The organism is Microbacterium sp. VKM Ac-2870, assembly GCF_015350795.1.
In the GTDB taxonomy this organism is placed as follows: domain Bacteria; phylum Actinomycetota; class Actinomycetes; order Actinomycetales; family Microbacteriaceae; genus Microbacterium.
On record NZ_JADKSH010000003.1, the window covers coordinates 519,686 to 532,882 of the forward strand.

Annotated in this window: 12 protein-coding genes; 4 read left to right on the top strand and 8 right to left on the bottom strand. The window is 68.0% G+C overall.

Annotated elements, in window-relative coordinates:
• Nucleotides 1-4 precede the first annotated feature (4 nt).
• The 3 genes from ITJ43_RS09855 to murQ are packed head-to-tail and all read right to left on the bottom strand — an operon-like array spanning nt 5 to nt 3,450.
• Nucleotides 5-1,033, bottom strand: coding sequence for a MupG family TIM beta-alpha barrel fold protein (locus ITJ43_RS09855; protein WP_194583649.1), 1,029 nt, complete (start codon nt 1,031-1,033; stop codon nt 5-7).
• Nucleotides 1,033-2,499, bottom strand: coding sequence for a PTS transporter subunit EIIC (locus ITJ43_RS09860; RefSeq protein ID WP_194583650.1), 1,467 nt, complete (start codon nt 2,497-2,499; stop codon nt 1,033-1,035). Before ITJ43_RS09860 ends, ITJ43_RS09855 begins: the two co-directional genes overlap by 1 nt.
• 30 nt (nt 2,500-2,529) lie before the next feature.
• A complete protein-coding gene (murQ, locus tag ITJ43_RS09865; protein WP_194583651.1) occupies nt 2,530-3,450 on the bottom strand; it encodes an N-acetylmuramic acid 6-phosphate etherase in 921 nt (306 codons plus the stop codon).
• 130 nt (nt 3,451-3,580) lie between these two features.
• Here murQ and ITJ43_RS09870 point away from each other — a divergent pair, with 130 nt between their 5' ends.
• Complete coding sequence (locus tag ITJ43_RS09870; protein ID WP_194583652.1) at nt 3,581-4,462, top strand: MurR/RpiR family transcriptional regulator; 882 nt, start codon at nt 3,581-3,583, stop codon at nt 4,460-4,462.
• A gap of 153 nt (nt 4,463-4,615) precedes the next feature.
• Nucleotides 4,616-5,971, top strand: coding sequence for a uracil-xanthine permease family protein (locus tag ITJ43_RS09875; RefSeq protein WP_194583653.1), 1,356 nt, complete (start codon nt 4,616-4,618; stop codon nt 5,969-5,971).
• 23 nt (nt 5,972-5,994) lie between these two features.
• On the opposite strand, the gene ITJ43_RS09880 is transcribed toward ITJ43_RS09875, so the two are convergent.
• From ITJ43_RS09880 to ITJ43_RS09900, 5 genes are all read right to left on the bottom strand, one after another.
• The gene (locus tag ITJ43_RS09880) at nt 5,995-7,008 is read right to left on the bottom strand and encodes a LacI family DNA-binding transcriptional regulator (protein ID WP_194583654.1); all 1,014 of its coding nucleotides are present in this window, start codon (nt 7,006-7,008) and stop codon (nt 5,995-5,997) included.
• Between the two features lie 4 nt (nt 7,009-7,012).
• Nucleotides 7,013-8,509: a GH1 family beta-glucosidase gene (locus ITJ43_RS09885; RefSeq protein ID WP_194583655.1), complete on the bottom strand. Its 1,497-nt coding sequence runs from the start codon at nt 8,507-8,509 to the stop codon at nt 7,013-7,015.
• A 30-nt stretch (nt 8,510-8,539) separates the two neighbouring features.
• Entirely contained in the window at nt 8,540-9,445 is a 906-nt protein-coding gene (locus ITJ43_RS09890; protein WP_194583656.1) for a carbohydrate ABC transporter permease, read from the bottom strand.
• The gene (locus tag ITJ43_RS09895; RefSeq protein ID WP_194583657.1) at nt 9,442-10,539 is read right to left on the bottom strand and encodes a carbohydrate ABC transporter permease; all 1,098 of its coding nucleotides are present in this window, start codon (nt 10,537-10,539) and stop codon (nt 9,442-9,444) included. Before ITJ43_RS09895 ends, ITJ43_RS09890 begins: the two co-directional genes overlap by 4 nt.
• A gap of 88 nt (nt 10,540-10,627) precedes the next feature.
• Complete coding sequence (locus ITJ43_RS09900) at nt 10,628-11,902, bottom strand: ABC transporter substrate-binding protein (protein ID WP_194583658.1); 1,275 nt, start codon at nt 11,900-11,902, stop codon at nt 10,628-10,630.
• A gap of 344 nt (nt 11,903-12,246) precedes the next feature.
• On the opposite strand from ITJ43_RS09900, the gene purS reads away from it, so the two are divergent.
• On the top strand, nt 12,247-12,492 hold the full coding sequence (gene purS, locus ITJ43_RS09905) for a phosphoribosylformylglycinamidine synthase subunit PurS (RefSeq protein ID WP_194583659.1): 246 nt from the start codon (nt 12,247-12,249) through the stop codon (nt 12,490-12,492).
• Entirely contained in the window at nt 12,489-13,196 is a 708-nt protein-coding gene (purQ, locus tag ITJ43_RS09910) for a phosphoribosylformylglycinamidine synthase subunit PurQ (protein ID WP_194583660.1), read from the top strand. Before purS ends, purQ begins: the two co-directional genes overlap by 4 nt.
• Nucleotide 13,197 lies beyond the last annotated feature (1 nt).

Sequence of the window (13,197 nt, forward strand, 5' to 3'; positions counted from 1 at the left end):
GGTGTCAGACCAGACGCACCACGTCGCCGGGCCGCAGGTCGTCGACCATACCGCGGTACGGTGCGGCGATCTCCCCGATATGGGCGTGCAGCCCCGTCAGGGGCAGGTCTTGACGCATGAGATGGACTTCCCCTCGATAGCGTCCGAGCTCATCGAGGTCCATCTGCAGCGACCCCGCGGCGCGGCGGTCGGCGTTGCGCGCACTCGCGGGCGGCGTCGTCCCGCGCGTGCCCTCCAGACGGAAGGAAGCGGCGGCGTCTTCGATGCGCAGCCGCCAGGCGGCATCCGCGAGGAACCGCGCCGCGCCGTCGAGACCGGAGACCGGCAGCGTCACCTCGCCGCTGCGTTCGTACTCCGCGATCCAGTCCAGGTGCTCGGGCAGCAGCGTCCCCTCGGCGCACACGACCTCGACGTCGGGGCCGAGCCGACGAAGGTTCAGGTACGTGCGCCAGGCCGTGCGGTGGCGGTGCTCCTCCACCGTCGGCAGTCCTCGATGCAGCGGCGCGCGCAACGACGTCTCGCCGGGGAGGAAGGCGTACAGGGGCAACCCGCGGTCCGTGAACAGCTCGTTCTGGCTGCGGTAGAACGAGGCAGTGAGGCCGGTCTCGGGCCGGGGATAGAAGTTGTGCCATCCGACCGGGCGCACGTCGACGAGCTCGTCGAGCAGCGACGCTGTCACGGTGCTCGCATTGACCGCGATCAGGCACCCGGACGCACGTGCGATACCACGGATCTCCTCCGGCGTGAAGCCGAAGTCGATCCGCAGCATCCGCACGCCCCAGCTGCGCAGCACGGCTGCTCCGCCGAGGCCACCGCCCAGCCGCTTGATCGTCACGGGCGAGACATCGGCACAGAATTCCACGCCGTGGTCATGATGCAGTCCGCTGAGGATCGCGCCGAAGCCATCGAGGTCAGAGCTCTCGGGCAGATGCAACGACGTGAATATGGTCGGCGTCGGCGCGAGGGTGAGCGCCTGCGCCACGACGGCGGCGCGGTCCTCTGGCGCATCGGTGGGGTAGAGCGAGAACAGCATCAGCTCAACCGCTCGACCATGTGCTCTTTGAAACCGAAGAAATAGGTCAGCACGAAGCCCATGATGTAGGCGATCACGAGTCCGCCCACGTACCAGAGCCACTGACCGTTCGTGATGACCGCGGTCATGAGCACGCCGGACAAGCCCAGCGCACCCGCCCCGAATCCACCGGTCGCCTGGATGCCGAAAGCCACGAATGCGCCTCCGAATCCGCCCCCGAGGCAGGCGGTGATGAGCGGGTAGAACAACGGCAGCGAAACGCCGTAGATGAGCGGCTCTCCCACGCCGAGCACACCGATCGGGAGGGCGGCGCGGATGATGCTCTTCAATCGGGCGCTCTTGGTCTTGACGTAGATCGCGATCGCCATGCCGACCTCGCCGGCGCCGGCCATGGCGAGCACGGGGAGCAGCTGCGTGTAGCCGTGGTCGGCGATGAGTTGCGCGTGGATGGGGGTGAGTCCCTGGTGGATGCCGAGCATCACGAGGGGCAGGAAGAGAGATGAGAGCAGGTATCCGCCGATCACCCCGCCGCGTTCGAGGGCGAAGTCGATGAGCACCCAGTCGATGCCCTGCATCAAGAGTCCGGCGATCGGCATGATGACGAAAATGCAGACGGCGGCACCGACGAGCAGGGTCACGACCGGCACGACGAACAAGTCGAGCCAGGCCGGCACGTGCTTTCTCACCCACTTCTCGATGACGGTGAACAACCACGCCGTCACGATGACGCCGATGATGCCGCCCAGCGCCGGCTTGAGGTCGCCGAAGAGCGGGATCGACAGCGGCTGCGCAGGGATGACGGTGCCGTCGGCCGCTGTCGAGGCGGGGATACCGGCGAGTGCGGGCAGGTACGACACGGCGCCCGCGATCAGGCCGAGCACCGGCGTACCCCCGAACTCCTTGGCCGTGTTGTACCCGACGAGCAGGTTCAGCGCACCCACCACGATGGAGCCGAGCGCCGCGAAGGCCAGGAACCAGGGGTTTGCCGCGACTCCGGGGGCGATGAGCTTCCAGACGTTCGCGATCGCCACGATGAGGCCGCAGGCGATGAAGCCGGGGATGATCGGGATGAAGATGTTGCCGATGTGACGAAACAGCGCGTGCACGCCGGTCTTCTGCCGGGCCTTCACCTTCTGCGTGTTCTTGGTCTGCAATCGACGCAGGTCGTCCACTGCGCTCAGGGGTGCGTCGGCATCGGCATCCACCGGTGCGGAGCCCTCGAGCCCGGTCTCGACGGCGAACGCGTCGCGCAGACGCTGAGCGTGACCGGGGCCGACGACGACCTGCAACTGGTCGCCGTCGACGACGCCCATCACGCCGTCGAGCTTCTTGAGCGCATCGACGTCCACCCGGGAGGGGTCGATGATCTCGAGACGCAGACGGGTCATGCAGTTCGTGAAGGAGGAGATGTTCTCGCCGCCTCCGACGAGGGAGAGGATGTGGCGACTGAGGTTCGGGTAATCCACGGTGATTCCTTTCGAGATGTCGGGGTCGGCTCAGAGCACAGCGGGGGATGCCGGGGCGGCCAGCGCACCGCGGACGAAGCCGTCGGCGGCGCTGAGCCGGGAGCGCGCAGTGTCGGTGTCGACGCCGCAGAGGATCGCCACGATCGCGGTCTTGGCGTGCCCGTCGGCGGCCGCGAGCGCGGTCTCGGCGGTGCGGCGGTCGCAGTCGGTGGCCGCCTGCACGATGCGCACCGCGCGGTCGACGAGCTTCTCGTTGGTCGGTCGCACGTCCACCATCAGGTTGCCGTAGACCTTGCCCAGACGCACCATCGCGGCCGTCGAGATCATGTTGAGCACGAGCTTCTGGCTCGTACCTGCCTTGAGACGGGTCGAACCGGTGAGGACCTCGGGGCCGTTGTCGACTTCGATGGCCACATCGGCGTGCCGGCTGATCTCGGCATCCGTGTTGCAGGCGAGCGCGACTGTGGCGGCGCCGACGCCGCGGGCGTGATCCAGTCCGCCGATCACGTACGGCGTTCGCCCGGAGGCGGCGATGCCGACCACCACGTCCCGATCCGTGAGGCCGATGCCTTCCAGGTCGGCGCTGGCGAGGGCAGCAGAGTCCTCAGCGTTCTCGACAGCCTCGAACATCGCGCCGTGTCCCCCCGCGAGCAGCCCCACGATCTGACTCGGATCGGTGCCGAAGGTGGGTGGGCATTCCGCGGCATCCAACACCCCGAGACGCCCGCTCGTGCCGGCACCCTGGTAGATGAGACGCCCACCGGCGGCGAGCGCGGCGACGACGAGCTCCACCGCGCGGGAGATCTGCGGAATCTGAGCGGCGACGGCGACCGGCACGCGACGGTCCTCATCGTTCATCGTCGTGAGGAACTCGTCGATCGTCATGGCGTCGAGTTCGCGGGTGCGCGGGTTCTGCTGTTCCGTCGTGGAGACGGAGCTCGGAGCGGACATGCAGCCTCCTCGTCGATGGCGGAACGACGGGCGAGCGCCGTCGGCGTGCATGACTATTTCACAACAGCGGCTAAATGTGAAGCAAAATTTCCACAACCGTGCGAAACTGAATCCGGCTCCGGGAGGCGACATGGACGGCGACGTCATCGAGGCGATCCGCACCGCCGCCCCACGGCTGCGACCCGCCGAGTCGAGCGTCGCGGCCGTCGTGATGGACGACCCGGATGCCGTGGTGGGCGCCACCGTCGCTGAGCTCGCCGCCCGCGCGGGCGTCTCCCAGGCCTCCGTCGTGCGCTTTTCGAAGGCTCTCGGCTTTGCCGGGTTCCCCGCCCTGCGTATGCAGCTGGCGCAGGAGCTATCTCGAAACGCCGCCGACCTGGAGCGCTCGGACATCGCCGAGGGGCGACTGAACCCCTCCGACTCCCTCGCCGACATGGTCTCGAAGGTCGCCTTTCACGAGGCCCGGACGATCGAGCAGACCGCGCGCATGCTCGACCTGCCGGCCCTCGAGGCCGTGGCGCAGCGGATCGCCCGCGGCGGACGGGTCATCGCGTTCGGCGTCGGAGCGTCGGGCCTCGCCGCCATGGACCTGTCGCAGAAGCTGCAGCGCATCGGGCTCAACTGCATGACCTCCCCCGACACGCACATGCAGCTCGTCCACGCCGCCCTGGCCGACGCCGACAGCGTCGTGATCGCCTTCTCGTTCAGCGGCGGCACCCGCGACGTCCTCCACGCGGTCGAGGTCGCGGCGCGCACCGGCGCCCTCACGGTGGCGGTCACGGGCGACCCCGATTCCGCCCTCGCCGCAGGGTGCGACCTGCTGCTGCGCACTCCGGCTCGGGAGGCGACGCTGCGCGCCGCGGCGCTGGCGAGCCGCATGGCCCAGCTCGCCGTGGTCGATTTTCTGTTCCTGCGGGTCGGCCAGCTCCGCTTCGACGATCTCGGGTCGGCTCTCGATGCGACCCGAGACGCCGTCACACCGCAGCATCTCCCGCGGGGGCGCGGGAACTGATCGACGCCGGAATCGGCATTTCGACGGGCTGCGCTCGCGCGCCGACCGGGACCGCGTCTTTCCCGGCGCGCGTCCGACACTCACAGGCTTCTCCCAGATAGCCTGAGCTCGGCATCCGCCGACCGCCCCACCCCGATACCGAGGAGCACGAGCATGCCCATCTGGACGCAACACGGAGACGGCCGTACCGTCGAGCCCGGCGCCGTCGTCAAGCCGCACGAACGCCTGGGCTGGCCCGCCACGATCGCCATCGGTGCGCAGCACGTCGTCGCGATGTTCGGTGCCACCTTCCTGGTGCCGCTGCTCACCGGCTTCCCGGTATCGACGACGTTGCTGTTCTCGGGCATCGGCACTCTGCTGTTCCTGGTGATCACAGGAAACCGCCTGCCGAGCTACCTCGGCAGCTCGTTCGCCTTCATCGCGCCGATCCTCGCGCTCGGTCCGGGCGGCGGCAAGGCCCTCGAGACGGGCGAGCAGATCAGCCAGGCACTGCTGGGCGTCTTCGTCGCCGGCGTGCTGCTGGCCGGCATCGGCTTCCTCGTGCAGGCGACGGGAACCGGCTGGATCGAGAAGCTCATGCCGCCGGTGGTCTCGGGGGCCATCGTCGCCCTGATCGGGCTGAACCTCGCGCCGGTCGCGTGGTCGAACTTCCAGCAGGACGCGCTGCTCGGCACGATCACGCTGGCCGCCTGCATCCTGTTCGCGGTGTTCTTCCGAGGCTTCCTCGGTCGCATCTCGATCTTCCTCGGCGTGGTCGTCGGCTTCGTCATCGCGGCGCTGATGGGCCGCGTGAACTGGGACGGCGTGGCGGATGCCGCCTGGATCGGCCTGCCGCAGTTCCACCTGCCCGCCTTCGGCGACGCGCACGCCTGGGCGATGCTGCCGATGTTCCTGCCCGTCATCCTCGTGCTGATCGCGGAGAACGTCGGACACGTCCGCGGTGTCGCAACGATGACCGGCGACCCCTCCATCAACAAGCGCACTGGGCGCGCGCTCATCGCGGATGGTGTCGCGACGACCATCGCCGGCTTCGGCGGCGGCTCGGGCACCACGACCTACGGCGAGAACATCGGCGTCATGGCCGCCACCCGCGTCTATTCGACGGCCGCCTACTGGGTCGCCGGCATCGTCGCGATCGTGCTGGCCTTCTCGCCCAAGATCGGTGCCGTGATCTTCGCGATGCCCGCCGGCGTGCTCGGTGGCGTGACTACCGCCCTGTACGGCCTCATCGGCGTGATCGGCATCAAGATCTGGGTCGACAACCAGGTGGACTTCTCACGCCCGGTCAACCAGTACACCGTCGCCGTCGCGTTCGTGATCGCCATCGCCGGGTTCACCATGAACCTCGGCACTCTCAGCTTCGGCGCGATCGTGCTCGGTACCGTGGCCGCCCTGCTCATCTACCACCTCGGCAACGCTGTCGCCCGCGCGCGCAAGACCGGCGCCGACGACGGCGGTCCGATCGTGCCCATCGGTCCACTGGGCGGCGATCCCGAGAACGTCGGCTGAGCCGCGACCCGGATCAGGGCCGGTCAGGCCGAGGCGCGCACGATCAGGTCGGTCGGCAGGATCGTGACGCGCGGCGGGGCGCCTCCGGCGAGGATCGACAGCAGCAGATCGGCCATCATCTCGCCCTGCTCGCGCGAGGGCTGACGCATCGTCGTGAGCTGCGGAGTGACCGTGCGCGCCACGGGTGAATCGTCGAACCCGATGATGGCGACGTCCTCGGGAACACGGATGCCGGCGCGCGCGAGAACCGCCAGCGCACCGCGCGCCATGAGGTCGCTGGCGATGAAGAGCGCGTCGAACTCCACGCCGGAATCGAGGATGCGCTGCATCGCCGCCGAACCTCCGTCGGCAGTGAAGTTGCCGTCCTCGACGGCCGCGGGCTCCAGACCCGCCTCGGCAAGCGCCTCCTGGTAGCCGACGAGGCGGTCGATGCCGGCAGGCATGGTCACGGGCCCCGCGATCGTCGCGATCCGCCGAAGGCCCCGCCCGAGCAGGTACTGGGTCGCCTCACGACCACCGGCGACGTTGTCGACATCGACGTAGACATCGCGTTCGCGCTCGCGGACGGGACGACCGCCGTAGACCACCGGCACCGCGTGCGCGATGCGGTCGATGAACGTATCGCTGGTGTGGTGCGACACCACGATCGCGCCGTCGACCGCGCCGCTGCGGACGTACGCCGACGTCTTGTCGCCGGGATCGTCGCTCGCGATGATCAGGTTGAGCACGTACTCGGAGCGGCTGAGCCGGGCGTTGATGCCCGAGACGATCGACGCGAAGAACGGATCGCCGAAGAACCGGGTGGTGTCTTCGGGCACGACGAGGGCGATCGCCATGGTCGCTCGGCTTGCAAGAGAGCGTGCGGCGCGGTTGGGCACATAGTTCAGCTGCTCGATCGCGCGCCGCACCGCCTCCAGCGCCGCCGGACTCACGGCCGTGGAGCCGTTGACGACGCGGGAGACGGTCGACCGTGACACTCCTGCGGCGGCGGCGACCTCTTCGATGGTCGGGGCGACTCGCGGGGTGTCGATGGTCACGGGCCTACCTCTGGACGGTATGGATTTGGGCGAGGGGACGAGAGAGCGCGGGGGTCGCGCCGTCAAGTGCACGTGCCGCGATGACCCGACGATACTCCAGCGCGCTGTCCTTCGCGGTGCGCACCTGGGTGTCGTAGTCGACGTGCACGATTCCGAAGCGCTTGGCGTATCCCCAGGCCCACTCGAAGTTGTCCATCAGCGACCAGTAGAAGTAGCCGCGAACGTCTACGCCGTCGTCGGCCGCGTCGAGGATCGCCTCGAGGTGCGCGAGCAGGAACCGGGTGCGCTCCTCGTCGTGCACGCGGGCCACCCCGTCTTCGACCACGAGCTCGTCGTCGTACGACGCGCCGTTCTCGGTGACGTAGAGCGCCGTGCCCGCCGCCTCGGCGTACTCGTCCCACACCCTCTGCAGCAGACGCGTGAGCCCTTCGGGCTGCACCTCCCAGTGCATGTTGGTGCGGGGGAGGCCGCGGTCGTGCCAGAAGATGCCCTCGTGCGACGGGAATGGGGATGCTGCGGGCCGGTCGGTGGGTGCGTCACCGGGAAGCGGCGGCTCGGGGTCGGGTGCGCCGCCCACGAGCTCGCCGTGGTAGTAGTTGACCCCGAGCGCGTCGAGCGGCTGCGCGATGGTGGCGAGGTCACCCGGATGGGTCGCCTCTTCGAGGGCAGCGATCGCCGCGGGCGCGACGGCCCGGATGTCCTCGATCACGTCGGCGGGGTACTCGCCCCGGAAGATCGGGTCGAGGAACCAGCGGTTGAACTGGCCGTCGATGCGGCGTGCGGCGTCGGCATCCGCCGGCGCGGCCGGGTCGACCGGGTCGGCCACCGTCAGGTTCAGCGTGATCCCGAGGCTCAGGTCGGCGTCGCGCCCCCGCAGTTCGCGCACCGCGGCGCCGTGCCCGAGGAGCAAGTGGTGCGCGGCGAGCACGCCGTCGGTGGCGCTGTAGCGACCCGGTGCGTGGATGCCGGCGGTGTAGCTGAGGAACGACGAGCACCACGGCTCATTGAGGGTCGTCCAGTTCTGCACGCGGTCACCGAGTGCATCGTGGACGCTCAGCGCGTACTCGACGAACTGCTCGCTCGTGGAGCGGGCGGTCCAGCCGCCCTGCTCTTCGATCGCCTGGGGCAGGTCCCAGTGGTACAGGGTCAGCCAGGGGAGGATGTCGTTCGCTCGCAGTTCGTCGACGAGACGCTCGTAGAAATCGAGGCCCTTCCGGTTGACCGGACCGCCATCGGGACGCACGCGCGACCACGACACCGAGAACCGGTACGTGTCGAGCCCGAGGTCTTTCATCAGTGCCACGTCGTCGCGGAAGCGGTGGTAGTGATCGCACGCCACGTCGCCGTTGTCGGCGGCGATGACGGCGCCCGGCACGCGGCTGAAAGCGTCCCAGATGGATGCCGTGCGCCCGTCTTCGAAGGCCGCACCCTCGATCTGGTACGCGGCGGTGGCCGCCCCGAACAGGAAGCCCTGGGGGAACGGACGCGAGAACTCTGTCATGAGAGTCGACCTTTCTGAAACGGCCGGGCCTCAGCCCTTGACCGCACCTTGCATGATGCCACTGACCAGTTGCTTCCCGGCGAACACGAACAGGATCAGCAAGGGGATGGTCGCCAGGAGCACACCCGCCAGCACGATCGAGTAGTCGATGAAGTAGTTGGACTGCAACAGCGACAGTGCCACCGGAAGAGTGGGGTTCTGGCGATCGAGCACGATGAACGGCCAGAAGAAGTTGTTCCACGCCGACACGAACGTGAACAGGGCGAGCATCGCCGCTGCCGGCCGGGCGGCAGGAAGGCCGACGGTGAGGAACGTGCGGAACGAGCTCGCGCCATCGACGCGGGCCGCCTCGATGAGCTCGTCGGGCACGGCCTGACGCAGATACTGCGTCATCCAGAACACACCGAACGCGCTCACCAGAGCCGGCACGATGATGGCGCCCAGCTGGCCGGTCCAGCCCATGTCGCTGAAGAGGATGTACAGCGGCACGACGCCGAGCTGCGTCGGAACGGCCATGGTGGCGATGACGAACACGAGCAGCCAGCTGGAGCCCTTGAACTTCAGCTTGGCGAACGCCCACCCCGCGAGCGTGGAGAAGAACACCACCGAGATGGCGATCAGACCGGAACTGATGATCGAGTTCCACAGCGCCATCCAGAAGTTGACGGCGGGGTCGTTCATGACCTTCGCGGCATTGGCGAAGAAGTTGCCGCCCGGGATCCACGACATGTTGGGATCGCGGATCGTGTAGGAGTCGCCCGAGCCGATCAGCAGCGACCAGTAGAACGGGAAGACACTTCCCACCAGCACTGCCGCGAGGCACGCGTAGACGATCCAGCCGGGGCGGGTGCCCTTGACGTAGCGACGCCGACGCTTGCGGGGAGTCGGCAGGGCCTCGTCGATGACGGGAACCGCTCGTTCGTTCAAGACGCTCATCGCGTCACCTCCGGTACTTCGGTCGCGCGGCGAGGGGTGGATGCCGCGGCACGGTCGGCGGCCACGGCGGCACGAGCCGCCCGTCGCGCGGCACGCATCTGGGCGCGGGTGAGGGTGTTGCGGCTGCCCTCGTCACGCACCAGGTTGCGAGTGATGAAGAGGTTGATGACGCCGATCACCAGGATGATCAGGAAGAGGATCCAGGCGAGCGCGGCGGCGCGCCCGAGGTTCCACTGGCCCCAGCCGAGGTCGTACAGCCAGAGCGAGATCGTCAGCCACTGGTTGTTCGCGCCACCGGTACCGGTCTGGTCGTACATGCGCGGCTCGTCGAAGATCTGCAGTCCGCCGATGGTGGAGGTGATGATGACGAAGATCAGCGTGGGACGCAGGCTCGGCATGGTGATCGCGAAGAACTGACGCACCTTGCCGGCGCCGTCGACGGTCGCGGCCTCGTAGTAGTCGCGCGGGATGGCCTGCATGGCCGCCAGCAGGATGAGCGTGTTGTAGCCCGTCCAGCGGAAGTTGACCATCGTGGCGATCGCGATGTGGCTGGCGAAGGTGTCGGAGTGCCACATGACCGGCGGAAGACCGATGTTGTGCAGCGCGGTGTTGATGATGCCGTACTGGTCGCCGAACATGTTCGAGAAGATGAGCGCGACGGCGACGGGCGCCATGACGTAGGGCACGAGCACCCCCATGCGCCAGAAGGTCTTGGCACGGATGTTCTGGTCGAGCAGGGCCGCGATGAAGACGGCGGCGATCAACTGCGGCACGGACGACAGCAGGAAGATGCTGAAGGTGTTGCGCAGCGCTGCCCAGAACTTGGGGTCGTTGATGACCGTGGCGTACTGGTCGAAGCCGACGAACGTGCCGGAGTTGCGCACGAGGTCCCAGTCCATGAACGAGATCACGGCGGTGTACCCGATCGGGAACAGTCCGACCACCAGGAACAGGATGAAGAACGGGGAGATGTACAGGTACGGGGAGAGCTTCAGATCCCACGAGTTCAGGCGGGTGCCGAAGCCGATGCGCTTCGGCTGGCGGGTGACGGCGGCAGTGCCGCGCACACGCGGGGAGGTTCGGGTGGTATCCACTCTTCAGTCCTTCGATTCTCGTGGATGAGGCAGGGAGCGGGCCCGGGAGGGGTCCCCCGGGCCCGCTGTCACTGTGCTGCCATCGTCCTTACTTGATGGCGGCGACTTCGGTGTTCCACTGCGACCACGAGGCCGCCTTGTCCTGCGTACCCTCTTCGACGCGGGTCAGAGCCTTCTGCATCGCGTCGTTGATCTGGAAGTAGAACTGACCCTTGAACGGCGTCACGCTGACGGCGTTGGCGCGGTCGGTGAGGATCTGACCCACCGGAGCGTTGTTGAAGAACTCGTTCTTCGCGCTCAGCAGGGTGTCGGACTTCATCGCGTCGACCTGGCTCGGGAACGTGCCGGCCGCTGCGAACGCCTTGAGCTGCGTGTCGGGGCTGGTCAGCCAGTCGGCGAGCTGCTGGGCAGCCGCGACGTTCTTGCCGTTGGCGGGGACGGTCAGGTACGAACCGCCCCAGTTGCCGCCGCCGCCGGGGAAGACGTTGGCGATGTCCCAGCCCTTGACGTCCTTGGCGTTGCCGGAGATGACACCGAGCATCCAGCCCGGGCAGAGCATCGTGGCGAAGGAGCCGTTGGACAGACCGGCCATCCAGTCGTCGGACCATTGGCTGAGGTGGGCGGACTGCGTCTTGGAGGCGTCGAGCACCTGGTTGTAGATCGTTTCGACCTTCGGGTCGATGGTGATCTTGCCGTCCGAGGGGTTCTCGTACGCGGCCTCGACCTGGTTGATCATGCCCTGGTAGGTGCCGCCGGCGGAGTCGAAGAACGCCTTGCCGGTCGCGGCGGTGTACTTCGCGCCGGTGTCGAAGTAGGTCTTCCAGTCACCGGTGAGCAGCTTCGCGACCGACTCGCGGTCGGTCGGCAGGCCCGCCGCGGCGAACAGGTCGGACCGGTAGCAGACGCCCTCCGGACCGATGTCGGTGCCGTAGCCGATGAGGTTGCCCTTGGGGTCGGTGGCCGCCTTGGTCTTCCAGTCCAGCCAGCGGCTCTGCAGGTCGGTGGGAACCGGTGCAAGCAGGTCGGAGTACTTCATGACCTCGGGCAGCCAGTCGACCTCGATGGCCTCGATGTCGGCGAGGCCGGTCTTGCCGAGCTTCTGGAAGTAGTTGGCGCGCGCGTCGTTGCTCGTGGCCGCCTTGTTGTGAACGATGGTGACGTTCGGGTGCTCCTTCGTGTACTCGGCGAACAGCGCGTCCGAGTAGCCGAAGTCGTTGAAGGTCGCAACGGTCAGGGTGACCTTCTCGTTGGGGTCGGCCGTCTTGGCTCCACCGCTGCCGCCGGCACAGCCGGCCAGCACGAGGGCGGAGGTGGTCGCGACGCCGGCCACGAGGCCGATGCGCCGCAGTGCGCGTGTGTTCACGTGTCACTCCTTTGTGGGTGTGTTGCAGGTGCGTGGGTTGCGTTCCGTCTTCCGCATTCTCGTGTCGAGATTTCGGATGGGAGCGCTCTCACCGGACACGCATGACGATATGGGATCGCTCCCAGGAGCGCAAGAGAGCGCTCCCACGGATCCATCACGGTTCCATAACATGCGCCGTGACAAAAGCTGCTCCCGCCCGCCGTCACACCGCTCGGTCGCAGCACCCGTGCCCCCGTAGACTGGAGGCGACCCCTCCCTCGATCCGCGGCATGTCGGCGCAGTCGGCATCCACGATCGCGGGGCGACCGGAAGCCGCGGCCGTCAGCGGCCCTCAGGAGGACCACATGCCCACCATCGTCGTCGACGTCATGCCCAAGGCCGAGCTGCTGGACCCGCAGGGCAAAGCCGTGGCCGGCGCTCTCGGTCGACTCGGCATCGAAGGCTTCTCGGCCGTCCGCATCGGCAAGCGCTTCGAACTGACCGTCGACGCCGCCGACGAGAAGACGCTCGAGACCGCGCGCCGGCTGGCCGACGAAGTGCTCTCGAACTCGGTGATCGAAGACGTCGTGGGCGTCGAGGTCGTCGAGTGACCACCCGCATCGGCGTCATCACCTTTCCGGGATCGCTCGACGATGGCGACGCCCAGCGCGCGATCCGCCTCGCCGGCGCCGAGCCGGTGGCCCTCTGGCACGGCTCGCACGACCTCGACGGCGTCGACGCGCTCGTGCTGCCCGGCGGATTCAGCTACGGCGACTACCTGCGCGCCGGCGCGATCGCCGCGCTCGCGCCGATCATGACCGAGGTGAAGGATGCCGCAGCACACGGCATGCCCATCCTCGGCATCTGCAACGGCTTCCAGATGCTCGTCGAGGCCCACCTGCTGCCCGGGGGGTTGATCCGCAACGCCCACCAGCAGTTCATCCGCCGCGACCAGCGTCTGCGCGTCGAGAACGCCACGACCGCCTGGACCGCGCAGTTCGAGGCGGGCCAGGAGATCACGATCCCGTTGAAGAACGCCGACGGTGGCTACATCTGCTCGGCCGAGACGCTCGCGCGCATCGAGGGCGACGGCCTGGTCGCGTTCCGCTACGTCGGAGTGAATCCGAACGGATCGCTCGACGACATCGCCGGCTTGACCAACGACCGCGGCAACGTCGTGGGCCTCATGCCGCACCCCGAGCACGCCGTAGAGCCGGGGTTCGGCCCGAACACCCCCGACGCGATGCGCTCGGGTACCGACGGTCTCGCCTTCTTCACCTCGGCGATCGCCGCCGTGGTTGGCGCTGCCGCCTGAT